The organism is Caulobacter sp. FWC2, assembly GCF_002742625.1.
In the GTDB taxonomy this organism is placed as follows: domain Bacteria; phylum Pseudomonadota; class Alphaproteobacteria; order Caulobacterales; family Caulobacteraceae; genus Caulobacter.
The window spans coordinates 2,955,002-2,980,880 of sequence record NZ_PEBF01000001.1 but is presented as its reverse complement, the minus strand read 5'-3'; the positions used below and the strand labels follow the sequence as shown (position 1 = coordinate 2,980,880).

The 25,879-nt window shown below is 67.2% G+C and carries 22 protein-coding genes, 4 tRNA genes and 1 pseudogene; 19 read left to right on the top strand and 8 right to left on the bottom strand.

The window, feature by feature from the left end; all coding sequences use genetic code 11:
- Positions 1-56 precede the first annotated feature (56 nt).
- From CSW62_RS14280 to CSW62_RS14240, 9 genes and pseudogenes are all read left to right on the top strand, one after another.
- On the top strand, positions 57-1,034 hold the full coding sequence (locus CSW62_RS14280) for a class 1 fructose-bisphosphatase (RefSeq protein WP_099578858.1): 978 nt from the start codon (positions 57-59) through the stop codon (positions 1,032-1,034).
- Between the two features lie 126 nt (positions 1,035-1,160).
- Positions 1,161-2,990 carry a single-stranded-DNA-specific exonuclease RecJ gene (recJ, locus tag CSW62_RS14275; protein WP_099578856.1) on the top strand — a complete coding sequence of 610 codons (1,830 nt, stop codon included), beginning with the start codon at positions 1,161-1,163 and terminating at the stop codon, positions 2,988-2,990.
- Positions 2,991-3,091: 101 nt separating this feature from the next.
- Positions 3,092-3,166: transfer RNA gene (locus tag CSW62_RS14270), tRNA-Glu, on the top strand.
- Between the two features lie 46 nt (positions 3,167-3,212).
- Positions 3,213-3,287: transfer RNA gene (locus CSW62_RS14265), tRNA-Glu, on the top strand.
- Between the two features lie 172 nt (positions 3,288-3,459).
- On the top strand, positions 3,460-4,050 hold the full coding sequence (cspD, locus tag CSW62_RS14260) for a stationary phase survival cold shock domain protein CspD (protein ID WP_099578854.1): 591 nt from the start codon (positions 3,460-3,462) through the stop codon (positions 4,048-4,050).
- A pseudogene (locus CSW62_RS14255) lies at positions 3,962-4,628 on the top strand (DUF192 domain-containing protein). Before cspD ends, CSW62_RS14255 begins: the two are co-directional and overlap by 89 nt.
- A gap of 65 nt (positions 4,629-4,693) precedes the next feature.
- Positions 4,694-4,770, top strand: a tRNA-Pro gene (locus tag CSW62_RS14250).
- A 40-nt stretch (positions 4,771-4,810) separates the two neighbouring features.
- Positions 4,811-5,116, top strand: a complete 306-nt coding sequence (locus CSW62_RS14245) for an ETC complex I subunit (RefSeq protein ID WP_099578850.1) — start codon at positions 4,811-4,813, stop codon at positions 5,114-5,116.
- A gap of 28 nt (positions 5,117-5,144) precedes the next feature.
- A tRNA-Arg gene (locus CSW62_RS14240) sits at positions 5,145-5,221 on the top strand.
- Here CSW62_RS14240 and CSW62_RS27485 read toward each other — a convergent pair.
- Positions 5,180-6,862, bottom strand: coding sequence for a recombinase family protein (locus CSW62_RS27485; protein ID WP_099582303.1), 1,683 nt, complete (start codon positions 6,860-6,862; stop codon positions 5,180-5,182). The two genes, CSW62_RS14240 and CSW62_RS27485, sit on opposite strands and share 42 nt — an antisense overlap.
- A gap of 16 nt (positions 6,863-6,878) precedes the next feature.
- Positions 6,879-7,097 (bottom strand): hypothetical protein, encoded by a 219-nt coding sequence (locus tag CSW62_RS14230; protein WP_099578848.1) that lies wholly within the window; start codon positions 7,095-7,097, stop codon positions 6,879-6,881.
- A gap of 577 nt (positions 7,098-7,674) precedes the next feature.
- On the opposite strand from CSW62_RS14230, the gene CSW62_RS14225 reads away from it, so the two are divergent.
- Positions 7,675-8,007, top strand: a complete 333-nt coding sequence (locus CSW62_RS14225) for a DUF3768 domain-containing protein (protein ID WP_099578846.1) — start codon at positions 7,675-7,677, stop codon at positions 8,005-8,007.
- Between the two features lie 227 nt (positions 8,008-8,234).
- On the opposite strand, the gene CSW62_RS14220 is transcribed toward CSW62_RS14225, so the two are convergent.
- Positions 8,235-8,954, bottom strand: a complete 720-nt coding sequence (locus tag CSW62_RS14220; protein ID WP_143324404.1) for a hypothetical protein — start codon at positions 8,952-8,954, stop codon at positions 8,235-8,237.
- Between the two features lie 487 nt (positions 8,955-9,441).
- Between CSW62_RS14220 and CSW62_RS14210 the strand changes: the two genes are divergently transcribed.
- Together CSW62_RS14210 and CSW62_RS14205 are read left to right on the top strand one after the other, a co-directional pair.
- The gene (locus CSW62_RS14210; protein WP_099578842.1) at positions 9,442-9,819 is read left to right on the top strand and encodes a hypothetical protein; all 378 of its coding nucleotides are present in this window, start codon (positions 9,442-9,444) and stop codon (positions 9,817-9,819) included.
- Entirely contained in the window at positions 9,788-10,045 is a 258-nt protein-coding gene (locus tag CSW62_RS14205) for a hypothetical protein (RefSeq protein WP_143324403.1), read from the top strand. The genes CSW62_RS14210 and CSW62_RS14205 overlap by 32 nt, the downstream gene beginning before the upstream one ends.
- An 81-nt stretch (positions 10,046-10,126) precedes the next feature.
- On the opposite strand, the gene CSW62_RS26590 is transcribed toward CSW62_RS14205, so the two are convergent.
- On the bottom strand, positions 10,127-10,813 hold the full coding sequence (locus tag CSW62_RS26590; RefSeq protein WP_199170602.1) for a hypothetical protein: 687 nt from the start codon (positions 10,811-10,813) through the stop codon (positions 10,127-10,129).
- A 378-nt stretch (positions 10,814-11,191) separates the two neighbouring features.
- Here CSW62_RS26590 and CSW62_RS14195 point away from each other — a divergent pair, with 378 nt between their 5' ends.
- Positions 11,192-13,477 carry a ParB/RepB/Spo0J family partition protein gene (locus CSW62_RS14195; protein WP_099578838.1) on the top strand — a complete coding sequence of 762 codons (2,286 nt, stop codon included), beginning with the start codon at positions 11,192-11,194 and terminating at the stop codon, positions 13,475-13,477.
- 101 nt (positions 13,478-13,578) lie between these two features.
- Here CSW62_RS14195 and CSW62_RS14190 read toward each other — a convergent pair whose 3' ends face one another.
- Positions 13,579-13,998, bottom strand: a complete 420-nt coding sequence (locus CSW62_RS14190; protein ID WP_099578836.1) for a thermonuclease family protein — start codon at positions 13,996-13,998, stop codon at positions 13,579-13,581.
- A 737-nt stretch (positions 13,999-14,735) separates the two neighbouring features.
- Between CSW62_RS14190 and CSW62_RS14185 the strand changes: the two genes are divergently transcribed.
- Together CSW62_RS14185 and CSW62_RS14180 are read left to right on the top strand one after the other, a co-directional pair.
- Positions 14,736-15,056: a DUF736 domain-containing protein gene (locus CSW62_RS14185; RefSeq protein WP_099578834.1), complete on the top strand. Its 321-nt coding sequence runs from the start codon at positions 14,736-14,738 to the stop codon at positions 15,054-15,056.
- Between the two features lie 384 nt (positions 15,057-15,440).
- Positions 15,441-15,770 carry a DUF736 domain-containing protein gene (locus CSW62_RS14180; RefSeq protein WP_099578832.1) on the top strand — a complete coding sequence of 110 codons (330 nt, stop codon included), beginning with the start codon at positions 15,441-15,443 and terminating at the stop codon, positions 15,768-15,770.
- 21 nt (positions 15,771-15,791) lie between these two features.
- Here CSW62_RS14180 and CSW62_RS14175 read toward each other — a convergent pair whose 3' ends face one another.
- Positions 15,792-16,289 carry a helix-turn-helix transcriptional regulator gene (locus CSW62_RS14175; RefSeq protein WP_099578830.1) on the bottom strand — a complete coding sequence of 166 codons (498 nt, stop codon included), beginning with the start codon at positions 16,287-16,289 and terminating at the stop codon, positions 15,792-15,794.
- 331 nt (positions 16,290-16,620) lie between these two features.
- On the opposite strand from CSW62_RS14175, the gene CSW62_RS14170 reads away from it, so the two are divergent.
- The 4 genes from CSW62_RS14170 to CSW62_RS14160 all read left to right on the top strand — a co-directional run bounded on the left by CSW62_RS14170 (position 16,621) and on the right by CSW62_RS14160 (position 20,443).
- Positions 16,621-17,193, top strand: a complete 573-nt coding sequence (locus tag CSW62_RS14170) for a GntR family transcriptional regulator (RefSeq protein WP_143324402.1) — start codon at positions 16,621-16,623, stop codon at positions 17,191-17,193.
- A 71-nt stretch (positions 17,194-17,264) separates the two neighbouring features.
- Entirely contained in the window at positions 17,265-17,393 is a 129-nt protein-coding gene (locus CSW62_RS27265) for a hypothetical protein (protein WP_255408352.1), read from the top strand.
- Between the two features lie 537 nt (positions 17,394-17,930).
- On the top strand, positions 17,931-18,581 hold the full coding sequence (locus CSW62_RS14165) for a lasso peptide biosynthesis B2 protein (RefSeq protein WP_099578826.1): 651 nt from the start codon (positions 17,931-17,933) through the stop codon (positions 18,579-18,581).
- A gap of 2 nt (positions 18,582-18,583) precedes the next feature.
- Positions 18,584-20,443 carry a lasso peptide isopeptide bond-forming cyclase gene (locus CSW62_RS14160; protein WP_099578824.1) on the top strand — a complete coding sequence of 620 codons (1,860 nt, stop codon included), beginning with the start codon at positions 18,584-18,586 and terminating at the stop codon, positions 20,441-20,443.
- Here the strand turns inward: CSW62_RS14160 and CSW62_RS14155 are convergent.
- Complete coding sequence (locus tag CSW62_RS14155) at positions 20,329-22,779, bottom strand: prolyl oligopeptidase family serine peptidase (protein ID WP_143324401.1); 2,451 nt, start codon at positions 22,777-22,779, stop codon at positions 20,329-20,331. The two genes, CSW62_RS14160 and CSW62_RS14155, sit on opposite strands and share 115 nt — an antisense overlap.
- Positions 22,780-22,819: 40 nt before the next feature.
- The gene (locus tag CSW62_RS14150; protein WP_099578820.1) at positions 22,820-25,870 is read right to left on the bottom strand and encodes a TonB-dependent receptor; all 3,051 of its coding nucleotides are present in this window, start codon (positions 25,868-25,870) and stop codon (positions 22,820-22,822) included.
- Positions 25,871-25,879 lie beyond the last annotated feature (9 nt).

Sequence of the window (25,879 nt, the reverse complement as noted above, 5' to 3'; positions counted from 1 at the left end):
CTGTCACGGCCGCCGTGTAGAGGCGACCGCTCTGCTTTCGGTTTCGAGGATTATAGATGACTGCCTTTGTCGACCTGGCCGCCCGGCTCGCGGCCGAGCCGGCCGACGCCGCCCTCAAGGACGTCGTCCTGACGATCTCCAAGACCTGTGCGGAGATCAGCCGGGTCGTCGCCAGCGGCGCCCTGTCGGGCAGCCTGGGCGCGGCCGGCAGCACCAATGTCCAGGACGAGGAGCAGAAGAAGCTCGACGTCATCACCAACGACATGTTGAGCGACGCCCTGAAAGCCTGCGCCGCCGTCGCTGGCCTGGCCTCGGAAGAACTGGAAGAGGTCGAGCCGACCGGCCGTGTGGGCGGCTATCTGGTGACCTTCGACCCGCTGGACGGCTCCAGCAACATCGACGTCAACGTCTCGGTCGGGACGATCTTTTCGGTGTTGCCCGCGCCCGGCGGCCATGCGCCGACCGAGGCCGACTTCCTGCAGTCGGGCAGAAATCAGGTCGCGGCCGGCTACGCCGTCTACGGCCCGCAGACCATGCTGGTCCTGACCCTGTCGGACGGCGTCGATGGCTTCACGCTGAGCGCCGACGGCCAGTGGCTGCTGACCCACCCGAACCTGGCGATCAAGGCCGACACGGCCGAGTTCGCGATCAACATGTCCAACCAACGCCACTGGGCGCCGCCCGTGCGCCGCTACATCGACGGTTGCCTGGCCGGCAAGGATGGCCCGCGGGGCAAGAATTTCAACATGCGCTGGGTGGCCTCGATGGTCGCCGACGTCCACCGCATCCTGATGCGCGGCGGGATCTTCATGTACCCGTGGGACGCTCGCGAGCCGGCCAAGCCCGGCAAGCTGCGCCTGATGTACGAGGCCAACCCGATGAGCCTGCTGATTGAGCGGGCGGGCGGCAAGTCGATCGAGGGTGTCACGGATATTCTCGACATCCAGCCGACCAAGCTGCACCAGCGCGTGCCCGTGGTGCTGGGTTCGGCCAACGAGGTCGAGGCGGTCCGTCGCGAGGTTCAGGCCGGCTAAGCGCGATAGCCGAAAGTGGTCGCCGGTTTCGGCGGCCATCGCGCGCCAAGCAAAGACTCCCCACGTCCGGGACTGTCGTCTCGGCGCCGCATGGTCCGAATCCAAGTGACCAGCTACTCTCCAGCGATGCCTGCCGATGGTGTCACCGATATTTCCGCCAGCGCCTTGCCCAGCGCCTTCCTGGGCGTCGAACGCTCGCTGAGCGGCCGCGCCTGGCGCGAGCGGCCGGCCGACATGGCCGTGGTGCGCGACATCCAGCAGCGGCACGGCCTGACCGAGCCGCTGGCTAGGGCCCTGGCCTCGCGCGGCGTCTCGCTGGAGCAGGCCGAGCACTATCTGCGTCCGACCCTGAAGGCGCTGTTCCCCGATCCGTCCAGCTTCACCGACATGGACCGGGCTGCCGAGATCCTGATCGACGCTCTGGAGCAGGGCCGGCCGACCATGGTCTTCGCCGACTATGATGTCGACGGGGCCACCAGCGCCGCGCAACTGGTTCGCTGGTTCCGCTATATGGGCGTCGAACTGCCCATCTACATTCCCGACCGACTAACCGAGGGATACGGCCCAAGCCCGGCGGCGTTCAAGACGATCCGCGATGGCGGGGCCGAACTGGTCGTGACCCTGGATTGCGGGGCGGCGGCCTATGACGCCATCGCCAGCGCCGGCGAGATCGGCCTGGAGGTCGTGGTCATCGACCACCACCTGATGCGCGAGGACCCGCCGGCCGCCGCCGCCGTGGTCAATCCCAACCGTCCGGGCTGTCAGAGCGGGCAGGGGGTTCTGGCCGCCGCCGGGGTCACCTTCGTGTTGCTGGCCGCCTTGAACCGCGAGGCCCGCAAGCGCGGTCTATTCACCGACGAGCGGCCGCAGCCGGACCTGCGCCAATGGCTCGACCTTGTGGCCCTGGGCGAGGTCTGCGACGTCACCCAGCTGGTCGGCTTCAACCGCGCCCTGACGGCGCTGGGCCTGCGGACCATGGGCGCCTGGGCCAATCCCGGACTGAAGGCCTTGTTCGAGGTCGGCAAGGGCTCGGGCGAACCGTCCGTGTTCCACGCCGGCTTCATCCTGGGGCCGCGCATCAACGCCGGTGGGCGTATCGGGCGTTCGGACCTTGGCGCCATGCTGCTGTCGACCGACGATCCGCTGGAGGCTGCGGCCCTGGCCGAGGAGCTGGACGGCCTCAACACCGAGCGCAAGGCCGTCGAGGCCGCCGTGGTCGAAGAGGCCGCCGCCGTTCTGGAGCGCGGCAATTTCAACACCGAAGCGCCGGTGATCGTTGTGGCCGGCGAAGACTGGCATCCCGGCGTCATCGGCATCGTCGCCGGTCGCCTGCGCGAGCGCTATCGCAAGCCGGTGGTGGTCATCGGCATCGACCGCGCCGCCAATGTCGGCAAGGGCTCCGGCCGCTCGCAGCCCGGCGTCAATCTGGGGCGCGCTATCCAGGCCGCTTTCGAGGCCGGCCTGCTGATGGCCGGCGGCGGCCACGCCATGGCGGCCGGTCTGTCGATCCGTCCCGAGATGATTCCCGAGTTCCGCGCCTTCCTGGAAGAGCGGCTGGCCGGAGAGATGGAGGCCGTGGGAATCGAATCGGTCGAGATCGACGCCCTGGTGCAGCCGCGCGCGGCGAATCGGGCGCTGCTCGATGACTTCCAGCGCTTGGCGCCGTTCGGACCCGGCAATCCAGAGCCGATGTTCGCGCTCACCCAGGTGCGGCCCGACCGCGTCTCGGCCCTGAAGGGGGGGCATGTCCGCATGGACCTCGTCGGTCCGACCGGCGACCGCATCAAGGCCATCAGCTGGCGCAGCGCCGAGACACCGCTGGGCCAGCGCCTGCTGGCCGGCGGCGGCGCGCTGGATGTGGTCGGCAAGCTGAAGCCGGACGATTACATGGGCCGCAATGGCGTCCAGCTGGAGATCGAGGACGCTCACGATCCTCGCGCAAGGTACTCGGATTAGCCGCCTTGACGCAGGCGGTGTGGGCGGACCGAAAAAATGACTTTCGCCCGCTTGCGCACCCCTAAGGTCGCGGCTATACACCCGCTTCCTCGCGGGGCCGTGGTCCCTTCGTCTATCGGTTAGGACGCCAGATTTTCAATCTGGAGAGAGGGGTTCGACTCCCCTAGGGACTGCCACCCCGCGAGGCTATATTTCGGCTGTGTTCCGCTTCGGCGGCGACGTGGTCCCTTCGTCTATCGGTTAGGACGCCAGATTTTCAATCTGGAGAGAGGGGTTCGACTCCCCTAGGGACTGCCACCTTCGGCTGTATTTCAGAATTGTTTCTGTGGTGTTTCTGCGACGAAATGTCGCGGTTCGCCTATGAGCGCCGTTTTGACGTGAATTCGTCATTGACGGCTCTCCTCACGCGAGAACACTGTTCTTGTAGTGCTCGCTCCGATGGGCTGATTGGGCGAGCCAGAGGGGTGGGATGTCTGGTTTCGATTTTGAGGACGCTGCGGCGCACGAAGAGTTCGTGCGCATCAGCGGTAAGGTGAAGTGGTTCGACGCCGGCAAGGGTTACGGGTTCATCGTACCGGATGATCCGGGCCAAACCGGGCTCAAGGACGTGCTTCTACATGTGACATCGCTGCGTAACTGCGGCCGCGAAACCGCCATGGAGGGGGCGGTGATCGTGTGTGACGTGGTGCGAAGGCCGAAAGGCTGGCAAGTGTGCGAGGTCGTCAATCTTGACGAAAGCAGCGCCGCCGCGCCGCTTGAGCGGCAGAGGCGAACGTTCGCCGAGGGGCCGCCGCGCCGCGATCCGATGCGGGAAGGCCACGGGCGTCACGCCCTGGAGCCCGAGGGGCCGGCCGAGCACGCCAAGGTCAAGTGGTTCAACCGCACCAAGGGCTACGGCTTCGTCATTCGTGACGCCGAGCCGGGCGACATCTTCGTGCATATCGAGACGCTCCGCAGGGGGGGGCTCGAGGATCTGCAGCCGGGCGACGACGTCCTGGTGCGGTTCGCGCGCGGGCCCAAAGGCTTGGTGGTCGCGGAAATCACCGCCGGCGACGCCTGACTTTCGCCGCCTCGCTTTCGCCATCTCGCTTCCTCGATCTCTGGGGGAAGGCTAGTCTCGGTCGAGATTGGCTTTCACCGAGGTGATGCGTGGCGGAACGGATGATCGGAAGGCGGGCGCTGCTGGCCGGGTTGATGCTTGGCGTCGGCGCGGGCGCCAGCGCCAGGGCCGCGCCTCAGGGCAAGTCGGCTGGCGGCAAGCTGGAGACGGTCGAGATCGTCACCATGCGTGGTCGCCAGAGCTTCCAGGTGGAGATCGCCGCAACCCGCGCCCAGCAGGAGCGGGGGCTGATGTTCCGCAAGAGCCTGGCCCCAGACCACGGGATGCTCTTCACCTACGCCAAGCCGCAACGCGTGGCCTACTGGATGAAGAACACCCTGATTCCGCTCGACATCATCTACATCGCGCCGAACGGCAAGATCCTGTCGATCGCCCGCAACGCCCGTCCGCACGACGAGACGCCGCTGGCCTCCGGCGGCCTAGTGCTGGGCGTTCTGGAGCTGGCGGGCGGTCGCGCGGCGCAGTTGGGCATCCTGCCTGGCGACCGGGTTATGCATCGAATCTTCCCGAAGGGGTGAATTGGGGCGTTCGGATCGTTGATCCGCGCATCGAACCCCTGTAGAGCACGCGCCTGCCGATGTTTCGGAGCGTAGCGCAGTCTGGTAGCGCGCCTGGTTTGGGACCAGGATGTCGCAGGTTCAAATCCTGCCGCTCCGACCATCGGCAAGGTATTCTCGGTAAGGTACTCTGGGAGAGGTCCATGCTGGCCCGCATCTATCGCCCCGCCAAGAACGCCATGCAGTCGGGCAAGGCCAAGACCAAGGACTGGGTGCTGGAGTTCGAACCGGCCTCGGCCCGCAAGCCCGACCCGCTGATGGGCTGGACCACCTCCAGCGACATGAACGGCCAGATCCGCCTGACCTTCGAGACGCGCGACGAGGCGGTGGCCTACGCCCAGCGCCACGAGATCCCGTTCCAGCTCTTCGAGCCGAAGACTCCCAAGCGGATCATCAAGGCCTACGCCGACAACTTCGCCGCCAACCGCAAGCAACCCTGGACCCACTAGGGCGCTCGCGGACCAGGCCGGCCAGCGCGCGCCCTTAGCTCAGCTGGATAGAGCACTCGCCTTCTAAGCGAGCGGTCGCTGGTTCGAATCCAGCAGGGCGCGCCACTCCGGTACACGCGTATGAACGTCTACAGCCGCCGACTCTACGCCATTGTTCGCTGAAATCGTCCTCAGCAACTCGACCTTGCAGCCGCTGACGCGAAGACCCCCCTCTGGGGTCACCTCGACCCGCTGAGCAACCGCCTTCAGCAGATCCCGCCGATAGCCGCCGTTTTCACTCCTCAACATTTCCCGAGTCGCCTTGGCGAACTGTTTCAGAAGCGCCGGGGTGAGGCTCGTGCCCATCCGTTCGACGGCCGCGGCGGCGCGCGTGGCCTCACCTTCCAGACCGTCGCGGATTTCCTTTAACTCGAAGATTCGGGACTTGAGCGACTTGTCGCGTGGATCGGTCAGGCCATCCTCGATCGCCTGGTAGAGCCGTTGAAGCTTGGCGTCGGTCTCGGTCGCCCGCTTGCGCAGGTCGGCGATGTGTTTGCTGCGGCGCTGCACGAACGCGTCGCGCCGATCGATGATGTTTTCCATCATCGCGGCCAAGCGCTTGGGTTCGAGCAGGCGGTTCTCCAGGTGGTGGACCACCGCCCCGTCAGCTGCATCCTGGCGCATGGTCACGCCCTTGCAGCCGCTCTCCCCGGTCCGCGCCCGTGTGCAGCAGGTGTAGTAGCGGTACTGTCCGCCGTTGCCGCGTCCGGTCCTTAGCGTCATGGCCCCGCCGCACTGTCCGCAGAAGATGATCCCGCCCAGCAGGGTTGGGCCACAGTAGGCCTGAGACTGGGCCGTGGTCGGCCGGCGCTGGATCATGAGCCGTTGCACCGCATCGAACTGATCGCGCGTGACGATCGGCGGCACGGCCAATATGACGTGTTCGTCCTCGTCCTTGAACTCGCCGGTCTTGGCGACCCGCTTGTTGAAGTGATGCTCGCCCACATAGGTCGGTGCGGTCAGCACGTAGTAGACCGACGAGACCCCCCAGCGCCCGCCGTTCCGGGTCGTTATGCCCCGCTCATTGAGATAGGACGCGATCGCCTTGACGCCCATGGGACCGGTGTTTTCGTCCCCCATCAGCGCCAGACGGTAGATCAGACGGACTTTGTCAGCCTGCACCGGGTCGATCTCGAGCTTGGTCTTGATCTTGGTTCCGCGCTGCTCGGCGCCGACGATCTTGTAGCCGACCGGCGGACGCGCGCCGTTCCAGAACCCCTGGCGGGCGTTCTCCTTCATGGCGCGCAATGTGTGCTTGGCGTTCTCCCGCGACTGGTACTCGTCAAAGAGGTTCATGATCTGACGCATCATCAGGCTCATCGGATCATCGCCCAGTTCTTGGGTGATCGAGATGATCCGCACGCCGTTGCGCGCCAGCTTGCGGGCGTAGAACTCGAATTGGAATTGGTCGCGGAAGAAGCGCGAGAAGGAATGCACCAAGATCACCGAGAACGGCGGCGGCTTGCTCAGCGCCGCGTCGATCATCGTCTGGAACTGCGGGCGCTTGTCGTCGGTCGCCGTGTTGCCAGGCTCAACGAACTCCTGATCGACGGTCCAGCCCTTCGTTGCGCAGTACGTCGCCAGCTGCCGCTGTTGGTCGGGGATTGACAGGTCGCTCTCGGCCTGGCGGCCGGTGGAAACTCTGAGATAGAGCGCCGCTTTGGTGACAACGGGGGCGGCGGTTTGCAGACGAGGCTTGCGGGCCATGCCGATGCTCCTGGGATCAGGGCAAGGGTCCGAGCAATTCGGCCAGCACCTTCTCCAAATGGGTCTCGGTCACTTCGATTTCCCGCATGCCGATGGGCACGGCAGAGGGCCAATCATCGGTGACCGACAGGGAGACGCGCGGGGCAGGGGGTGTTGGTAGTCGCGGCGGAAAGATATTTAGGTAGTCATAGAGGTCCAGGTCGACGGTACGGGAAGAAGGTCGCTGCTTGGGCATGCCAGGAGGCTTGCGCTCATCGCTCGCGACGGCAAACCCCAACCTCGCGCGAGCGTACTGCCGGCTAGAAAGACAGGCATTCGGCGACTTTATGATGCTCCGCCGACCGCGTCGCTTCGGGGAACGATCCCGGACTTGGAAACCCGAGCCAACAGAGGGTTCTCGCCGCGCGTTTTCGCGCGCGGCTTCACCCGACACGGTGAGCGGCCGGCGGTCACGCTCGGTCCCGCGGCTTTCGCCGCTCCCTCGGGCGCGACCCTTTTGGGCAGGCTTTGGCCTGCCGCCGGCCGCTCGACGCCGCCTCCCGCCACGCGCGGTGCGCGGGCTCCTGTGCAGGCTTCATTCTTGGAGGGCGGGCTTTGCCCGCGTGCTTAGGGCTCCGCCCTCGGCGCACTTCGGATCGGCTTCCGCCCAGCTTCGGGCGAAGCGGGCAAGGCTTGGCCATTGTTCAAGGACGCCCTGCAGCCGGGTCCCCGCGAAGCCGCCCCTCCGTTTGCACACCCGGTCTCGCCGACGGGCGTCGGGTTCAGGCGCGCCTTTTGCGCCTGAGCCCGAACCCCTGAAGGGAGAGACTTCGATGACCGAGCAAGACCATGCCGCAGCTATCGCGGTGTTGAACGACGCCTGCCGGGCCGAGCCCGGCGCGGGCTGGATGCTGACCCCAGGCGTGCGCGCTCTTTCGCTGGCCGATCAGGCCAGCGCCTTCGCCGCCGTCACGCGCTTTGCGGACTTCTCCGAGGACAACGACCCCTATGCCGAGCGCGACTTTGGCGCGGTGACGGTCGGCCGCGCGCGGCTGTTCTGGAAGATCGACTATTACGACCTCGACCTCTGCATGGCCTCGCCCGATCCGGCCGACCCAGCCGTGACCAAGCGGGTGCTGACCTTGATGTTGGCCGAGGAATACTGAGGACCGGACGCCGCCGCGCCTGAGTGCGGCGGCGTCGTTCTTAGGCTGGAGAGGCGGAGCACGCGGGGCCGCGCCTGCGCGGCCGATCCTTTGGGATCGGCCGCTATTATGGTGACGGCGCCTCGCGCTGACGGAGCGGCGTTTCGGCCTCGTGAGGAACCCTCTCTGCGATCACTGGAAGGACGAGGCGACGGGGCGCCCCTGGAAAGACCTCACCTACCGCCAGATCAATCGGGCGCATCGACAGTCTCGGCCGCTTCGATCGCTGGGCGACAGATGGCTTCGAACGCCTCGACGACTTGGTTCAACGCCGCTTCCGTGTTGTCCGGGTCCAGCCCCAGCGTCGTTATGCGGCGGCAGTGTTCGAGAAAGGCTTCCTGCTGGGGGATATCGTTGTTTCGGTATCGCACGAGTTCGCTCGCGGCGTGGTGGATACTGTTCCAAAGGCGCGTCAGGGCCTGGAACTGGGGATCGCTATCGCGGCCGAACAAGGCCTGGAAGGCAAAGCGCTTGGCGTCGATCGCCACGATCTTGGGCTCGTGGGTGCGCATTCGGCGGATGATGGCGTAGGCCGGGTGAGAGGCGATATCGTCGGCCACGCCTTCCTCAGGCGCCATTTCGACCCCAAGCACCAACGGGCTGCGAATTGCACGAAGCGCGTGGGCCAACTCGTAAAGAGCGGCCAGCATGCCTTCGGCGTTCAAGGCCCGCCTCGCGAGCCAGGCCGAGCGCCGATCCTCCCGGAGTTTCAATTGTGCGAGCTCTGTTTCGGCGCGTTGGCGCTCCTGCGCCAGGTCCCGTTCGTGGCCAAGCCTTTGACGGTGGACCTTCAGCGCCAGGCGATAGTTCGCAAACAGGCTGATCAATGCGATGGCGCCGGCGACGATGGCGGCCACGACGCCGGCCGAGAAGATCGCCTGTTTGATCAGCACGGCGGTGTCGATCACCGCAGGAGCCTGCGAAAGGGCAAGAGCTGGAGTGGGCATGGCCTCACCGTGACGTGACGAACTGTGAAGCTTGACCGCGATCTGATGATGAGGAAAGCCGGTTTGACGTCCTGCCCTAGATCGCTGGAGTCGGCGTCGACCGATTTCGCAAACCTGGAACTTCGCTTCGTGTTCAAGACGACCCGCGCTGAGGCGCTCACTACGGCCCGCCGCCTGCTTCGCGGTTACGCCAGCGCTCCGGATCCTCGTCGCCAGATCCAGAACCTCTATAGCGCGATGGTCCATGGCGAGGGCTGGTCCGCGCCTCAGGAGGCGGAAATCCTCGCTTTCGGGGCCTGGCTCCAGGGACATCCCAGTCTCGGGGGGCTCAAACCCCGCTGTGAAGCCTTGCTCGCTAAGCTCGGCTGAACGCATCGCCTAGGCGACGTGGTCAGACTTGGGCGGGACCACGCTGGATTTGCGAACGGCGTTCGGCCAAGCTCCGGTCATGGTCAAGCTGTCTCGCCCCGTTCTGGTGCTGATGATCGTCGTCGCGATCGCCGGCTATTTCCTCGGTGGCGCCACGGCCAAGGACAACAGCCTATTCGGCGCCACGGTCGCGGCCTGGGCGCAAGCCGTCTTCGCCGCGGCGGCTGTCTTTGCCGCCGCCTGGCTGCAGGAGCGGTTCATCACGCGCCAAGCCATCGCGTCCAAGACCCGGACTTATGAAAACGCCGCCTCCACGGCGCGGTGGGTCCTGCAGACGTTCCAGGCGGTCCAACGGGCCGTCGAAGGCAAGACTCAGTCTCAAGGCCTTCGTGGCGCTGCAAGAGCACGGGCCTCTGACGCTTTCCATGAAGGTGTTGGGCGAGCTCAAACTGTCTGAGTTCGACGATCCGATCCTCGCCACGGCGGTCTTCAACCTGCAGAGCACCATGATCGTCGTGGCCGAACGGCGCGCCGCGCAGTTCCAGACGGCCAGCCTTACCGACAGCCCGATCGTCACCGAAAGTTGGTTCTCGCAGAACGCCGTCGACGTCTTCAACAAGGCCGCGTCGGTCGAGCGAAGGGTTGCGGAACTTTGCGGACGGGCACCGGCGCAATTGCAGTGAAATCGACTCTGGGCCGGGTGCGAGGGCCATCTTCGCGGCGGCCGCGCCGATCGCGATGTCTCTCGTCGTAAGGCGCGTCGCTCAGTCCTGGCCGTAGGTCCCCACCTCGATCTCGTCGAGGATCCGCAGTTCGGCGCGTTCCCACCCCTCGGCAGCCGCCGCCAGCGCCTGGCGGGCCTTCGCGATCCAGGCCGGGTCAGCGATCGGCGCTTCGGCGAGCGCGCGCAGGCTGTCGGGTGTGACCTCGACCGATGGCGGGACCGATGGCGGAGCGTGTCTCTCGTCCGTCTCGGTCGGGGGGGCGATCGGCGTTTGAGCGACGCGGTGCTCGTTGCGAAGCGGCGGGCGTCGCGGGCCATCGTCCAGCGGCCAAGTCTTCCAAACCTCGGCCTCGGCCATTCCGCGCTGGCGCGCCTCGTACCGGGCGACCTGGTCCATCATGGCCGGGTCGGGGCTCGGCCTGTTCCAATGTTGCGCCGCCATCGGCGCCAAGAACGGCTCGGGATGGCGCAGGATCGTGAAGACCCGATCGACCACCTCTATCATCAGCGCCTTCATTTCCGCATCGTCGAGCCGCGCGACATCGGCCCAGGCGATCTCGCCATAGGGGGTGATGACCTTCACATCGCTGTAGTCGCCCACGGCCGTAGCCGGGGAAACGCCGGTGTGAAGCTCCTCCAGCCCCGAGTTGCGAAAACCCTTCTCGACCAGGGCCAGGGTCAAGGCCGCTCGCCAGGCCTGCTCGTCGATGTCGGACGCGTCGCTCATCGGCGCACCAAGGCCCCGGAGGCCGCCCAGGTCAAGATCGCAGGACGGCGCGAGGGTCCATCTCTGCGACGGCCGGCTCCAGGTTCGTTCTCGCGAGGATCGCGAAGTCCAACGGGTCCAGCGTTGCGCCGGTCGCTGCGCGCGCTGTCCTTGATAGGCCGCTACCGCGGCCCGTGGCTTGGGGCTCCGCCCCCGGCGCACTTCGGATCGTCTTCCGCCCAGCTTCGGGCGAGGCGGGCAGGGCCTGGCGGTTGGAAGAGGACGCCCTGCAGCCGGGTCCCCGCGAAGACGCCCCTCCGTTTGCACCCCCGGTCTCGCCGACGGGCAAGGGTTCAGGCGCGCCTTGCGCCTGCACCCCAGCCCCCAAGGAGGCAGATCATGACGACCCAGCAAACCCCAGCGGCCCCTAAGGCCGCGTCTTCCGGCCCCATCATCGTCCAGTACGGCGAGGTGCGGGATATCCCGCTCAACAAGCTGAAAGCCTCGCCCAAGAACGTCCGGCGCGTCGGCCACAGCGCCCAGGTGATCGAGTCCCGCGCGGCCTCGATCACCTACAAGGGTGTCCTTCAGCCGCTCGTCGTCGAGCCCGAGGTCAAGGACGGTCGCGAGACCGGCTACTATCTCGTCAGCGCCGGAGAAGGCCGTCGCCAAGCCTTGCGTCTGCTGGCCAAGCGCAAGGCCCTGGCCAAGGGCGCGCCGGTGCGGTGCGTGGTCGATACGACCAACGACCCCGCCGAGGTGTCGATGGATGAAAACCTAAGTCGCGAACCGATGCACCCGGCCGACCAGTTCGAAGCCTTCAAGGACCTCGCCGAACGGAAGGGCTACGGGGCCGAGGAAATCGGTGCGCGGTTCGGGGTCAAGCCCGAGATCGTCCGTCAACGCCTGCGTCTGGGCGCCGTCGCCCCCGCGCTGCTCGACCTCTATCGCGAGGAAGCCCTGACCCTCGATCAGGTCATGGCCTTCGCGGTCAATCCCGATCCCGAGCGGCAGATGCAGGTCTACGCCCAGCTTCCGGCCGGTAATCGCCAGCCCCAGGCCATCCGCCGGGCGATGACCGACACCAAGGTCGCCGCCGACGACACCCGCGTGCGGTTCGTCGGACTGGACGCCTATGTCGCGGCGGGCGGGCCGGTCTTGCGCGATCTCTTCACCCCGGACAACGAGGGGTGGCTCGAGGATGTGGTCTTGCTGGACCGTCTCGTCGGCGAAAAGCTCGTGGCCATGGCCCAGGACATCCGCGAGCGCGAGGGCTGGAAATGGGCTTCCGCCCATCTTGCCTTCCCGCACGGTCACGGCTGTTCCCGCATCTGGGAACACGCGCTGACGCGGACGCCCGAGGCGGCGCAGGCCATCGCCGCCCTGCAAGCCGAGGAAGCGGCCCTGACCGACCAATGGGCCGACATCGACCCGCCGCCGCCCGAGGTCGCCGCCCGGATCGAGGCCATCCAAGCCGAGTTGGAGGCCTATGGCGACGACTACGGCCACACTCCGGAAGAAAAGGCCCGCGCCGGGGTTCTGGTGGTCCTGACCCCCTATGGCGAGGCCAGGATCGACCGGGGGTTCGTGCGCCCCGAGGATGAGCCCACGCCCGAGCCGGAACCGGAGCTTGAAGCCGAGGCCGAGGCCGAGGGCGAAGGCGCGCGCGCCCCGTTTGGCCCCGGCGACGAGCATGACGAAGGCGATGACGACGAGGGGCGCGAAGGCGGCGACGTCGAAACCGTTGGCGAGACCGAGGACCCCGCAGGTGATCCGGCCGCGCCCTTGCCCGATCGGGTGATCGCCGAGCTGACCGCCCATCGCAGCGCCGCCTTGCGCGACGCCCTGGCCCAGAACCCCGATCTGGCTCAGGTGGCCTTGGTCCACGCCTTGGTCAGCCGGGTGTTCGGCATGGGGAGCGCGGCGACCTGCCTCGACATCCGCTGGGGCTCGCGCGACCTCAACCAATTCGGCGAGGGCATCGAGGACAGCCCGGCGGGACTGGCCATCGCCGAGCGTCATCGGCTCTGGGCGCGTCAAATGCCGACCCGGACCGAGGACTTCTGGGACTTCGTCGTCGGGCTGGATGGCGACAGGCGCGACAGCCTCCTGGCCCACTGCGTGAGCCTGACGCTCGACGGTGTGAAGTCCTGGGAGCGGCGCCCCGCGACGGTCCTGGCCCATGTCGAGACCCTGGCCACGGCTCTGGACCTCGACATGCGCGCCTACTGGAAGCCCACCGCCATGCGCTACCTGGACCGGGTGACCAAGGCCCAGATCGTCGCCGCCGTCGGCGACGGGGTGTCGGGCGAAGCAGCGGCGCGCCTCACGGGCCTCAAGAAGCCCGACATGGTCGCGATCGCAGAGCCGCTGTTGGTCGAGGCGGGCTGGCTCCCGGCCGTGCTGCGCACGGTCAAGCCCGAGGCGTCCGAGCCTGAAGCGTCGGAGCCTGATCCGGCCATGGTGGACGGGGACGAGGAGGGCGGCGCGGCCTTTGTCGAGACCGAAGCGGACGGCGCCGAGGCTGAGGCCGAGGCGATTGCCGCGACGTCGCTCGACCCGGCCGAGCCTCTGACGGACGAGGCCGAGCCGCTGGCGACCTTGGGCGATGCCGATCAGCCCGAGGCGGCGCTGTCCGAGGCCGAAGCCGACGAGGTCGAGGCCCTGCTGCCCGTGGCGGGCTGAACCTGACGGGCGGCCCCCGGGCCGCCCGTCACCTTGGTCCGGGCGCGGCCGATCCTTTGGGATCGGCCGCGCTTCTGTGTCTGAGCGCGCGCCGTCGTGGCTTATCGCGCGCGGCGGGCCGGGGCGCCGGGCGCCCAGAACCCGCGCCCGGCCGCGCGGGCCTCGTCCTGCGCGGCGGCGTAGGCGCCCTTGCTGTAGGCGCGCCATTCGGTGGTCAGTCCCGAGCGGATCATGGCGGCGTTGATGTCGGGGCTGGCGCTGGACCAGCAGCGGGCCACCGAACGCCCATAACGGTCCTGGGCCACCACCCGGCAGCCGACCCGGCCGCGCGTTAGCTTCGCCAGGAGGTCACGAGCTTCATAGGCCAAGGGCTCGGCTGCCGCTGATCCGCGCCGCACTTCCGGCGCATCGACCCCAAACAGCCGGATGCGGTCTTGGCCACAGCGCAAGGTGTCGCCGTCGTGGACGGTGGGCGCGGTGCAGGCGATCACGGCGCCGGCGAGGAGGGCAAGGGCGGTCATGGCGGCCCTATAGACCGGTTCGCCCCGACCTCCACCCTAAGGCCCGGCGCCATGGCGCCGGAGGAGGCGCGCGCCGCGCCCACCCACGCCGGATCGGCGGACGGGCTGGCCGCCTTGGTCCGCCGTGTGGCCGTTGCCGCGCGACCAGACCAAGGTGTGGACACCGTCGATCACCACCAGGGCGGCGTTGATCGCGTCCCCGAACGACGGAGCGCCCAGGGCGGACCGACAGATCGTCGTTGTTGTCCTTGCTGACCCCTTCCAGGCCGCGCTGGGTCGGCGTTGATGGCCGCGACCTGGCAGTCGGGGCCCTAGTCGCCAGGCTTGTCGATGACCGGGCGGGCCTGGACCCTTGAGCTAGAGGCCAGGGCGCGGACGACGCCCGTGTACGAGCCGTCAGTCTTCCGATGAACGCGCCGCCGGCAGCCAGGTGATCTCTCCAGGAGATCTAGAGCCGGGCGCGTCGACCGCGTCCTCTTCTGGCCTGATCTGACCGGGGACCGGTCCGTCCCCGCAACCTTGGCCTTGGACTTTCTTCCCCTGGGGCGCACGCCCCATTCCTCGCGAGACAAGAAACTTCAACGCCTTCGGTCCTCCGCCAAGGCTCCGGGAGCGCGCCCCCAAACACCAAGAGGCGGGGGCAGGGCGCGCCCTGCGGGGCGGACTTTAGACCCCGGTCCAGCGATCGCCATCGAGGCCGCGATCGGCGCGGCCCGGTTCAGATCGGAGAGACCACCATGGCTACCATCGGCACCTTCACCCTCAATGCTGACGGCTCGTACACGGGCGCCATCCACACCCTGGCCATCAATCTCAAGAAGGTCCAGTTCCGCCCGGTCACCGACAAGTCCAGCGACAAGAGCCCCGACTACCGGGTCACGGCCGGCAACGCCGATCTGGGCGCGGCCTGGAAGAAGGTCAGCAAGGACAACAACGACTACCTGTCGGTCCGCCTGGACGACCCGTCGTTCGGCGCCGCGATCAACGCCGCCCTGGTGGTGATCGAGCACGTCCACACCCTGGTCTGGTCGCGCAGCAACGGCCACAAGGAGGACTAAGGCGGCCAGCCCGCCCCGCCGATCCGGCGGGGCGGGCGCGGCGCGCGCCTTCAATTTTGGGATGACGGCGGCGGGTCGGGACAGAGCCGGACCCGCCGTTTCTACGCCATGTACTGTCTTTGTACGACGGCCCGTCCGGGCCTCTTGAGGCACCGATTTTTGCGGATCAGAACGGTGGGGCGGGTCTCGCGAGGACGCTTCCAACCGCCCGCCCAGGCGTCCATTTCGCACCCGCGCCGTCGCCGCGCTCCCGTCCCCCCCGGAACGCGGCGAGGCGGCGGCTCGACCGACCAGCTCAACTCCCCCCAGCTGGACCTCGAGCCGCCGCCAGACGGGCCAACCGGCGCCCCCTCTGGGCGGGTCCTTCAGCCGCAAGGATGTTCCATGACCACCATCGGCCACTTCCGTCGCGAGGGCGATGGCTTCACCGGGCGTATCGCCACGCTGGGCCTCGACGTCACCGTCACCCTGACCCCGGCCGAGAAGTTCTCGCCCAAGGCCCCCGACTACATCGCCCAGGTTCGCGACCAGGAGTGCGGCGCGGCCTGGCGCGTCAGCGACACCAGTGGCGCGGTGCTCAGCCTCAAGCTCGACGATCCCACCTGGCCCGAGCCGGTCAGCGGCCGGATCATGGCCGCCGAGGATGGCGTCCTGCCGCTCGTGTGGATCCGGCGCGCCGATCCGCCGCCGGCCGTCCCCGCGCCGCCTGGCTAGCGCGTTAGGGGGGCGCGTCCCTCAACGGTCTTCGTCAGCCTCACCGGGATCCTCGTAAAGCTCGTCCAGGGACGTCTCCAACCAGTGCTCGAACGAGGCGGCGCGACGGTCCAGAAACTGCTGCAAGTGTTCACCCGTCTTGCGCATTCCCAACAGGACCTGGGCGGCCGGGATCAGATGGATCCGGTCGCCCAGCGTTCGCCACAACTCATTGAAGCCAAGCCACCCCGTCATCAGGAACTTGCTGCGCATCACGACGATGGCGATCTTCGGATTGCCGTACATCACCGCCAGGACGATGCCGATCGCGTCACTGCGCGTGGCCTTGGCGAAACGTCGGATCTTCCAGAGGTCGAAGTCGCCCTTGCCCTTCTCGAAGTCCTGATAGGTTCGCAGCGCAATGCCCATTTTGAAGGCGACCTCGAGCGAGGTCATGCGCCGCTCGTCCTTAACCAGCTTCAAGGTTTGGGAGAGCAGACGGGCCTGGCGCGCGAGCGGCGCAGACGGCGAGCCGAGCATACGCACGCTCCGAGCTAAACAACTTCCAGATGATCACCGAAGACCCCTCTCAAGTGCAACCGTGAGAATGTATGGCGCGCGAGAAATGCCGGACTCGGAGCATTTCACCCGCAATAGTTGACCGCGCGTTCCCGGCGAGGCGTGCCCTTGCGCCAGAACCGGCAAGGTTTCGGCGTTGGACCGGCGGCAAATCGCACCTCTTGGCCCAATCGGCCGCGTTGGGAGTCGGTCTGACCTCGAACTCAGCGTCGTTCGCCGCTTGCCGGGCCCCCGGCCTCGACGGCTCGCGTCTCCGCGCTCAGCATATCAGGCCGTTCAGGAGCCTGGCTTGGTGCGCGATCGCGATCCCTTCGACCGAACGCTTGAGACCCTGCGCCGTCGCTTGGCGCAAGCGGGTCCGATGCAGGGCGCGGCTCTGCCGATCAGCGGGTTGGCCGAGGAGCTCGGCGTGAGTCCGACACCCGTGCGTGAAGTCTTGGCGCGACTGGCTGGTGAGGAGTTGATCGTCAGAACCCCACACGGCTACGCCGCCTTGCTTCACGACCCAGCCCAAATCGCGGAACTCTACGATCTCGCCGGCGTCCTGGCGGCGGCTGCGGCCCTTTCCCCGGGCATGGATCTCGCCGCGTTCGATCTCGCCGATCCCCTCACCGCCGCGCAGGCCGCGCCGAACCAGGCCTTGGCGCGGGCCAGCGCTCGCGTCCAGGCGCAGTTGGCCCCGATGTCTGTCGCCGAACATGAGCTTCTGGGCGCGGCCGCGGAACGCGACGGCCCGGCCGTCGCCTGGAGCGCCGGCAAGGTCGCCTTGGCGCGCGCCGTCCGCCGCCATTTCGCGCGCCGTGCAGCCCATAGCGGCCGCATCTTGGCCGTGGCCCTGGGCCTTATCAAATCTCCCCGAATATAGATTTGAATATAGCCATCGAAGGTCGCGTCATTGAGAGGCTGCGATCAGCAGCGTCTCAGAGGATGAAGACCATGTCCAAGAAGAGCACCGTGGCGCGCCAGCGCTTGATCCGCGTCGGCGACGCTCACCGCCTGACCCAGGGCGCCCAAGTCGGCGAGCCGGAAGGCATCAACCCGCTCGCCCGCGAGACCCAGGGCTGACCACGCCGACGGCGGCGTGACGGCCGGCTCAGGCCACCGCCACGCCGCCGCTTTCGTCAACCACGCCGCAGAGATGCGGCCAAGGTCCTGAGAGGACGATCCGATGACCAACAAGCTCCGCCTGATCCTGATCGGCGACGCCCACCGCCTGACCAAGGGCGAGTTCGTGGGCCTGATGAAGGAAGATTTCCTGCCCGGCTACTACATGCCGGACTGACTGCCGGGCCGGCGGGCGGACGCCGCAAATATAGGTTTGAATATATGTTCGCCCCGCCGCCTCCTTGTCCGCGCCGCGATCTGCGGTTGTGGACCAGCAAGGAGACTGCCGGTGATTTCTTCATTTCGACTGATCCGCCTGGGCGACGCGCACAGGCTCACCCGCGGGGCGTTGGTGGGCCTTCTGTTGGAAGACATCAGCATCGTCCGATACGACCCGGCATAGACGCGGCGACGCGTCACGATGTTCCGGCCACCGCAGGGCAGCGGCTTTGTGGTGGCTCCCTCACACAGGCGGGGACGGGTTTTCAGGAGGAGCCGATGGGATACTGGCTGAGCGCCGGCGTGCATGCTGTGATGATCGACGACGACGCCGTCTTCCTCGACGTCGCCAGCAACGCCTATTTCTGCTTGCCGGGGATCGGGTCCGTGCTGAGCCTGGAGGGACGGGCGCTGAAGGCGGCGTCCGAGGGGCTGGCGGACGATCTGGTTGGCGCCGGCCTTGCGGCGACGGCGCCGACGTCCGAGCCCGCGTCGTCGGCCATGGTTCCCCGAAGGACGGCGCGCGCGGTCATCGAGACTCTGGATCCGAGCCAACGACGACGGCCCAAGGCTGGCCACTGGCTCAAGGCGATATCGGCTGGTTTTGCCAGTCGCGCCGCGGAACGTCGGCCCTTCGCCGACCGCCTTCCGCCTTTGTCCGCGCGCAAAACCCCTGACGCCGGCACGACCCTGTTGGCCGATCTCGACGCCTTCCGCCAGCTGCAGCCCTGGTTGCCTTTCGATGGAGCCTGTCTTTTTCGCAGCCACCTCCTGCGCAACTATTTGACGTCGCTGGGGCATGAGGTGGACTGGATCTTCGGGGTGCGAACCTGGCCATTCGCGGCGCACTGCTGGCTGCAGGTCGGGGACTTGGCGCTTGATGATGAGGCTGAACGTCTCGTCGCCTACCACCCGATCATGGTGCGCTAGCCATGGGCTACGTCGTCCTCACCCACCCCCCTGGCGCCGCCTCCTTGGCGTTCGAAGAAATGCTGGAAGCGCTGACGGTCGGCGGCGGCTGGACGCTGGCCCATCAATCGTTTCGTCTGGCTGTTTTGACCGAAAGTCGGGTCCCGCCGCGCGTGACGCCGCTTGTGGGGCGCGCCGGAGTGGCCGGCGTCCTTGTCGGCCGCGTGTTTGACCGGGCGGCGACGGCGGCGGGCGCGGTTGCTACCGCCAATCTCGTCGGGATGGCTGAGATTGATCCCCTTGAGGGGTGCGAGCGGCTGATCCAACGCGCCTGGGGGACTTATCTCGGCGTCTGGATCGGTCATTCCAAGGCCGGTCCGACGATCCTTCGCGATCCGTCCGGTGGGTTCGAAGTTCTGGTCTGGCGGCGCGATGACGTCACCGTCGTCAGTTCGCGCCCGATTGTCGGCCGGGCCGGTCCGGTAGGACTGGCCATCGACTGGCCTCGGGTCGCCCAGATCATCGCCGATCCGATCAGCGCGACCATCGGTCCGCCGCCACTAACGGGCCTAACCCAGGTGGATCCGGGCGTGGCGCTGCACGGTCCTGATCTGCGGGACAAAGTCGTTCTCTGGAGCCCGGCCACCGTCGTCCGGGGCGGGCGGGGCAGGCCGTGGCCCAGCCGTGCCGACCTTCGTCGAACTGTCGATGGCTGTGTGGCGGCTCTGGCGGACGGTCCGGACCGGATGGTCTGCGAGATTTCCGGCGGCCTGGACTCGGCTATCGTCGCCACCAGCCTGGCCGCCCAGGGGCTTGGGCCGACGGCCACCGTCAACTTCTATGGCGACCAGCCTGAAGCTGACGAGCGTCGCTATGCTCAAGCGGTCGCCGACCGTATCGGCGTGCCATTGCGCACGGTCCGCCGCACGCCCTTCGCCTTTGACGCCGCGATCCTCGACGTCAGCGGCAGGGATGCCCGCCCCAACTTCAATGCTCTGGATGCGACCTACGATGCGGGTCTGATCGAGGCCTTGGTGGCAGCCGACGCCAAGGCGCTGTTCACCGGTCACGGGGGCGACACGGTCTTCTATCAAGTGGCCGCGAGCGCTTTGGCGGCGGATCTCCTGCGCGGGGAGCCGTGCGAGGGATCGCGCCTGCAGCGTCTGGAGGAGGTGGCTCGGCGAACCCGGCGTTCGATCTGGAGCCTATCGTTGGAGGCGCTGACCGGACGAGCTTCGGCCTTATCGATTGAAGGACAGCTCCTGCGGAAGGAGGCCGAGCAGGTTCGCCGAGCCGGACCGTCCCACCCTTGGGTCGCCGACACCCTTGGGGTGCCAGTGGCCAAGCGGCGGCAGATCCGGGCGCTGGTCTCCAACCTGACGGCCAACGGCGCGACGGGCCGGGGCGAGAGAGCCAGGATTGTCCATCCCTTGCTCGCTCAGCCGGTCGTCGAAGTCTGCCTTGCAATCCCTGCGCCTGTCCTCAGCGCTGGAGAACGAGAGCGCAGTTTTGCCCGAGAGGCCTTCGCCGACCGTCTGCCGAGTTTGGTCGTCGAACGGCGGTCCAAGGGTGAGATTAGCGTCCATCTCAACCGTTGCCTGGCCGCCAGCGGTCCTTTCCTTCGCGACTTCCTGCTTGGCGGCCGTTTGGCGGCGCGCGGTCTGGTCGATGGGCTCGAGTTGGCCGCCGCGCTCGAGCCCGAAGCCATTGTCTGGAAAGACGCCTCCCGGGAAATCCTGACGGCGGCCGCCCTGGAGGCCTGGGTGCGTCATTGGGAGGGTCGTATCGCCGGCGACGCTGCCACGCCGCCGCCGCCGACCTTCGGTGTTGAGGGTGGCGCGACCGGGCCTAACGCGTCAGCCAGGAATGCGAACGCACGCTGATGGAGGTCGCGCAGGTTCGCCGGATTGACCACGACATGGCCTTCGCCGCGGTAGAAAAGCAGTTGGACGTCTTTGCCCTGCCGCGACAGACTCTCGAACATGGCCGCCACCTGGGTCGGGTCGAAATCCATGTCCCCATAGATCAACATCACCGGCGCGGTGATCTTGTCGGCCTGGAGCAACGGGCTGTTTCGAACATAGCGGTCGAGCGCCGCCCAAGGCGGACCGCCCATTCTGCCCTGACCGCCCTCGGCCCAGCCCTGCATGCCGGTCAAGGTCATGTAAACTTCAGGAACCGCAAAGCTGGCCAGCCGCAGGCTGCTGTGCATGGTGACCAAGTCCGTCGTCGGAGCCGACGCGATCAAGGCCTTGAAGCGTGGGGACTGCGCACCAGCCATCAGCGTCGTCCAGCCACCGTAGCTATGACCCCAGACCGCCAGCCGGTTGGGTGAGAACTCCGGGTGCTGGGCGTGAGCGGCGTCGACGACCGCCAAGATCGCGTCGGCCAGACCCGCCGACGGCTCGTCGTCCAGGCCGACCGGCAGGCTCGGAACAAGGACCGCATAGCCCTTGGCCACCATCAGCTGGACATTTGTCAGCGGGGAGACCGACCCTGGCTCGAACCGGCCTAGCGGCTGGTCGTAACGGTCGCCGGCATAGGGGACGATGATCAAGGGCCGATCATCGCCGATCTTGTGCTCGGGAGGCAGGTAGAGCCAGCTCGTCAACGCGGCGCCACGCGCGCCCTCATGATGGATCGGCACGGGCTGGGCGAAGGCGACGTCGGCGAGCTCGCGGTTGATGGTCAGCAGCGGACGCGGCGCGGCCTTGGGCCGATAGACCGTCAGGGTCTTGAGCCCGTGGGCGTCCTTGACGATCGCGGCGACATAGCCGTTGCGAGACGTCGCCATCAGCCGCGCGCTTGTCGGAACCGCAGCGGCCGACTGCATCCGCCCGTCAGGCGTCATGACCCGACCACCGTCCTCGAATTTTCCGATGATCTGGTCGGAGGACGCGCCGGGGAGAGTCCGGGCGGACTGCCAGGCGATCGACGGGGGGACGAGAACGCGGGCGCGCCCATCGGGCGACAGGCGTACGAGCCCGGACGCGCTGTTGAGGAGGACGCCATGGCTGTCGAAGGCCAGGGCCCGACCCTGGGGCGGGCTGAAGGCCCCTGTGAGATTTGCCGGACCATGAGCCGTTATCTTCCACCAATCAGGACGTTGCCCGCCCTCGGCCTTCGCCAGGATGATCGGGTCACCGCCCAACCAGGCGACTTGCCCTGTCAGGTTCGAAATGCCGCCGCCCACCACCAGATTGACCCGCAGCTCAGGCGCCAGCGCAGCCGCCGCGCCTCGGGCGTCGAAGCGCCAGTAGCCGTATGAGGCGTCGAAGCCCGGGCGATCGCGCGCCGCCGCCACCAGCGTCTTCCCGTCCGGAGACCAGGCCCAGGTCCCCGGAGCCAGATCACACTGGGGGCAGGGCCGCTTCACCGCGCCGGTGTCGAGGTCAACCAGGGTAAGGCGCCGCCGACGGTGGGGACTGGAAAAGCGCACCACCGGAAGGGAAGCGTCGGGCTGCGTCAGCTCGCCCTCCTGGCTGACAGCGACGGTCCTGCCATCGGGCGAGATCAGCATTTCGAAGAAGGCGCCGACGGCCAGAACGCGGGACCGCCCGGTCGTGATGTCAAACAGAGTGAGGCTGTAGTCGGGTGGCGGCGGGTTCAAGCCGGCGTACCGGGCTGCGCCAAGCGTCACACCCGAATATTCGCCTCGGCCCATGGCCGCCCACGCCTCCTGGGTGCGCGCCTGGGTTTGCCAGCCGGCGCCAAGAAGTATGGACGGCGCGTCCGGCGCGCGAGCTATCAGGACGACCTGATGGGTGTTTCGCCAGCGCACCTGAGCAGACCAAACCTCCGGGTCGGCGGTCAACCCCGACCACATCACGGCCCCGGTCGCCAGGGCAGCCACGCCCATCTCCCGCCGGTGTCCCTTTTGCCGAAAGACCAAGACCCGCGCGCCATCCGGCGAGAAGGCGCCGAATGTATCGCCGGCTTTCCGGTCCTCGGCGAGCAGCGGACGCGGTGGGCCGTCCGTGCTCAGGTCGGTGACGAAGATCCGGCTGCTGGTCTGATGATCGAGAAACTCGTGATCGAACGTAGGGGCGTCTTTCCAGCGCCCGTATCGCTCAGCGACCAACCAGCGTCCGTCCGGGGAAAAGGCGACCCGCCCAAAGTCCTGGATGGATAACTGGTCCTCGATGGTGAAAGGACGCTCGGCGGCGGCCTGGGTGGCGGTGAGCGCGCAGGCAAGCGCCACCCCTGCGAAAACTCGCATGGCTTTAAATCCTCTGGTGTGATGGGTGGGGCGGAGCGCGCTACCAGGTCTTGGTCAGTTGCAGCGCCACGACGCGCCCCATGACGTCGTAGTTGGCGGCGTCGAAACCCACGGCCTGGGGCGAGTCATAGAAGGGCGGGTTGTTATCGAAGAGGTTCTGGACGGTCAGCGCCAGGTTCAGGCCGCGCAGCGGTCCGTCCTTGGCCGGCGACACATATTGCAGTTGCAGGTCGGCGGTGGTCTGGCTCGGGAGGCGCAGCCCGGCGCTCGTGTAGAGGTCTCCGGTGTGGTTGAGCGAAAGCGTGCTGGTCAGGTCGCCATGCGTCCAGGCCGCCGAAGCCCGTACCCGCAGGTCGGCCGGGTTTTCCGCCGTCCCAACCAGTTCGGTCTTTTGCGCCGCGGTGGTGATCTGGCGCGAGTAAGACATCAGCCAGGAGAGATTTCCGCTGAGAACGACGGGGTCGTTGTGGGCCGTCAGCCGATAGCTCCCGGTGAGGTCAAGACCACGCACCGCAAACGTCCCTGTGTTGACATAGCGGGCGTCGGCGATCGCGTTGTAGGCCTGCGGCGGGTAGAGCGAAGCCGATGCCGAAGTGCTCAGCTGCAGGTAAGACTGCACCAACGCCAGGTCGGCGGCGTTGCTGGCCGGGTTGATGAACTGACGGAACGGCGCCAGGTCGCTGGCTGTCAGGACGGTCGAGAGGTTGTTGAGCGCCGGCTGGCCGATGCGTTGCTGGAACTTGGTGTCGAACAGCGTGGCGGCGACCCGAAGCTCGGGGTGGGCGGCGGGCGCATACTCTAGGCCAGCCGACCAGGAGGTCGCCGTTTCCGGGCGCAGATTGGGATTGCCGCCAATGAGCAGCAGCGTCAGGACATTGGCGCCATTGACCGTCAGGTTGGTCGGCGAGGCCTTTTGAGCATCGTTCAGTTCGCCCAGGGACGGGGCTCTGAACGAGCGCCCATAGGTGCCCTTCACCGTCCAGTCGGTGAGCGGGGACCAGATCACGCCGAACTTTGGAACCGTGCTTTTGAGGCCCCCCTCGTAGTGCTCGGTTCGGACTGCCGCTGACAGTTCGAGCCTCTCAAGGCCGGGGAGTCGGTAGGCGTCACCGAACAACGGCGCCCGTAGCTCGGCGTAAAGCGAGCCGACCGTCCGGTCGCCTCGACGTAGCGTGGTGCGGTAGGCCGTCAGCCCCGACGACCAGGCCCAGCCGGTGTTCTTCAACCCCTCGGTGCGCACCTGCGCCCCGACCGCGAGCCGGATCGCGCCGGCCGGCAGCCGCCAAAGCGGGCCGTCTGCCGATACGCTCGCCGCATCAAGCCGACCCACCGTTTGGGTCAGCTGATAGGCCTGGGTGACGAAGGCCAGCACCGTGGCGTTGTTGCGCCCGGTCCCGATGTACGGGTTGAAATAGCCATCTCGCGGCGCGCTGTAGGCGGTTGCCGGATTATCGGCGGTGCTGCCGAGGGCCTCATTCAGGAAGGTCGAGTTCAGCAAGCCGGATGCGCGATAGGACCCCAGTTCCTCGGCGTGCAGCCCATAGACGTCGAGCCGCCAAGTCGCTGGAAGATCGACCTTGGCGCCCAGGGTCAGGCTGCGGCTCTGCACCTCGCCCGCCGACGTTGTGCCGCCGGTGTCGTTGGCGAACGAGTAGGCGATGTAGTTGCTCGACGCGCCATTCGGCGACACGAAGTAGGGGTTCTTGCTTGTGACGGTCAGGGCCGCCAGCGGCGCATAGCCGGTGGTGGAAAAGCGACGGTCGCTATAGCGCACCTCCGCGTTCAGCGTGACGTGGCGCCCGATATCCTGAGATGCAGCGAGATAAACGCTGCCCCGCTCCTGGGTCGGCAGGATGTCGCTCCCTTCGCGATAGTTCGCGAGGTTCTTCTGCCCTGGCAAAAAGCTGGAGGGCGTGAGGTGCGTCCCATCCTGGCCAGACGGTATCGCGTAGCTTGGCACCAGAGAGAAGGTGACCGGATCGACTGTCAGCACGGTGCCTGGCTGGCTGTAGAATAGCCGGTGATCGGTGCCGCCGAGCGGGCGTAGATCGACGTTGGCGGTATAGTCGCGAGCAGAAGCGGCCAGGCTATTGCGTCGCTGAAACTCCGCAGACAGCAGCACGGAACCGCTGGCCCAGCTTTTGCCAAAGGTCTGAGCGACTTGGTATTGGCCAAGGTCGCCGTGGGTCGAACCGCCGATGCGCGCACGGGTCTCGACGCCGTCGAAGCGATCTCGCATCACCACATTGACCACGCCGCCGACAGCGTCCGAGCCATAGAGCGCCGAGGCGCCATCGGTCAGCACTTCGATGCGAGCCACGGCCGAGAGCGGGATCATCGACACATCGGCGAAGTCGCCCATCAGGCCCGCACCGGCCATCCGGCGACCGTTGATCAGGACCAGCGTCGCGTCTGCGCCGAGGCCGCGCAGGTTCACGGCCGTGGAGAAGCCGCTGTTTGTGTTGGTTGGATCGGATCCCACCATCAGCACGTCATCGGCCGTCGTACCGCCGAAGGCTTGGGGCAGGCTCGTCAGGGCGTCGGCCACGGTCGCATAGCCACCGCGGTCGATATCCTCACGACCCAGGACGATGACCGGAGAAGGGCCGTCCTTGACGCCTCGAATGTGGCTGCCGACGACAACCTCATCCACCGCAGTGACCTCCTGATTGTCCGCCGCCGGCTGCGTTCTGAGCGGTTCGGCCGCCTCCCGCGCGGCGACACCCGTCACGGAGGCGCGCTTGCGCGGCGTCGGCACCGATCGAGCCCGCAAGGTGATGATGCCGGGGCGTGGCTGCTGGGCCTCAAGGTCAGTGCCCGCGAGCAACCGATCGAGCGCTTCATTTACAGACATTTGGCCGTTGATCGCCGCCGCCGAGCGTCCGGCGACTAGCGCGCTGGGGAACATGATGCGCACGCCGCCTTGCTGAGCCAGCCGTAGCAGCGCGTTGTTCAGCGGTCCGGAGGGGATCGAGAAGGTCTTACGCTGTTCGGTCGCCGACGGCGGCGCAGCGTAAGACGCCTGCGCCGAGCCGAACATGAGCACCGTCAACGCCGAACTGATCAACAAACGCTTGGAAAACCGACTCATACAAACCCC

What these genes read in the sequence shown, in the direction of transcription:
- CSW62_RS14280 (WP_099578858.1), top strand. Translation starts at nt 57, where the DNA reads ATGACTGCCTTTGTCGACCTGGCCGCCCGGCTCGCGGCCGAGCCGGCC.
- recJ (WP_099578856.1), top strand. Translation starts at nt 1,161, where the DNA reads ATGCCTGCCGATGGTGTCACCGATATTTCCGCCAGCGCCTTGCCCAGC.
- cspD (WP_099578854.1), top strand. Translation starts at nt 3,460, where the DNA reads ATGTCTGGTTTCGATTTTGAGGACGCTGCGGCGCACGAAGAGTTCGTG.
- CSW62_RS14245 (WP_099578850.1), top strand. Translation starts at nt 4,811, where the DNA reads ATGCTGGCCCGCATCTATCGCCCCGCCAAGAACGCCATGCAGTCGGGC.
- CSW62_RS27485 (WP_099582303.1), bottom strand. Translation starts at nt 6,862, where the DNA reads ATGGCCCGCAAGCCTCGTCTGCAAACCGCCGCCCCCGTTGTCACCAAA.
- CSW62_RS14230 (WP_099578848.1), bottom strand. Translation starts at nt 7,097, where the DNA reads ATGCCCAAGCAGCGACCTTCTTCCCGTACCGTCGACCTGGACCTCTAT.
- CSW62_RS14225 (WP_099578846.1), top strand. Translation starts at nt 7,675, where the DNA reads ATGACCGAGCAAGACCATGCCGCAGCTATCGCGGTGTTGAACGACGCC.
- CSW62_RS14210 (WP_099578842.1), top strand. Translation starts at nt 9,442, where the DNA reads ATGGTCAAGCTGTCTCGCCCCGTTCTGGTGCTGATGATCGTCGTCGCG.
- CSW62_RS14205 (WP_143324403.1), top strand. Translation starts at nt 9,788, where the DNA reads ATGAAGGTGTTGGGCGAGCTCAAACTGTCTGAGTTCGACGATCCGATC.
- CSW62_RS26590 (WP_199170602.1), bottom strand. Translation starts at nt 10,813, where the DNA reads ATGAGCGACGCGTCCGACATCGACGAGCAGGCCTGGCGAGCGGCCTTG.
- CSW62_RS14195 (WP_099578838.1), top strand. Translation starts at nt 11,192, where the DNA reads ATGACGACCCAGCAAACCCCAGCGGCCCCTAAGGCCGCGTCTTCCGGC.
- CSW62_RS14190 (WP_099578836.1), bottom strand. Translation starts at nt 13,998, where the DNA reads ATGACCGCCCTTGCCCTCCTCGCCGGCGCCGTGATCGCCTGCACCGCG.
- CSW62_RS14185 (WP_099578834.1), top strand. Translation starts at nt 14,736, where the DNA reads ATGGCTACCATCGGCACCTTCACCCTCAATGCTGACGGCTCGTACACG.
- CSW62_RS14180 (WP_099578832.1), top strand. Translation starts at nt 15,441, where the DNA reads ATGACCACCATCGGCCACTTCCGTCGCGAGGGCGATGGCTTCACCGGG.
- CSW62_RS14175 (WP_099578830.1), bottom strand. Translation starts at nt 16,289, where the DNA reads ATGCTCGGCTCGCCGTCTGCGCCGCTCGCGCGCCAGGCCCGTCTGCTC.
- CSW62_RS27265 (WP_255408352.1), top strand. Translation starts at nt 17,265, where the DNA reads ATGTCCAAGAAGAGCACCGTGGCGCGCCAGCGCTTGATCCGCGTCGGC.
- CSW62_RS14165 (WP_099578826.1), top strand. Translation starts at nt 17,931, where the DNA reads ATGGGATACTGGCTGAGCGCCGGCGTGCATGCTGTGATGATCGACGAC.
- CSW62_RS14160 (WP_099578824.1), top strand. Translation starts at nt 18,584, where the DNA reads ATGGGCTACGTCGTCCTCACCCACCCCCCTGGCGCCGCCTCCTTGGCG.
- CSW62_RS14155 (WP_143324401.1), bottom strand. Translation starts at nt 22,779, where the DNA reads ATGCGAGTTTTCGCAGGGGTGGCGCTTGCCTGCGCGCTCACCGCCACC.
- CSW62_RS14150 (WP_099578820.1), bottom strand. Translation starts at nt 25,870, where the DNA reads ATGAGTCGGTTTTCCAAGCGTTTGTTGATCAGTTCGGCGTTGACGGTG.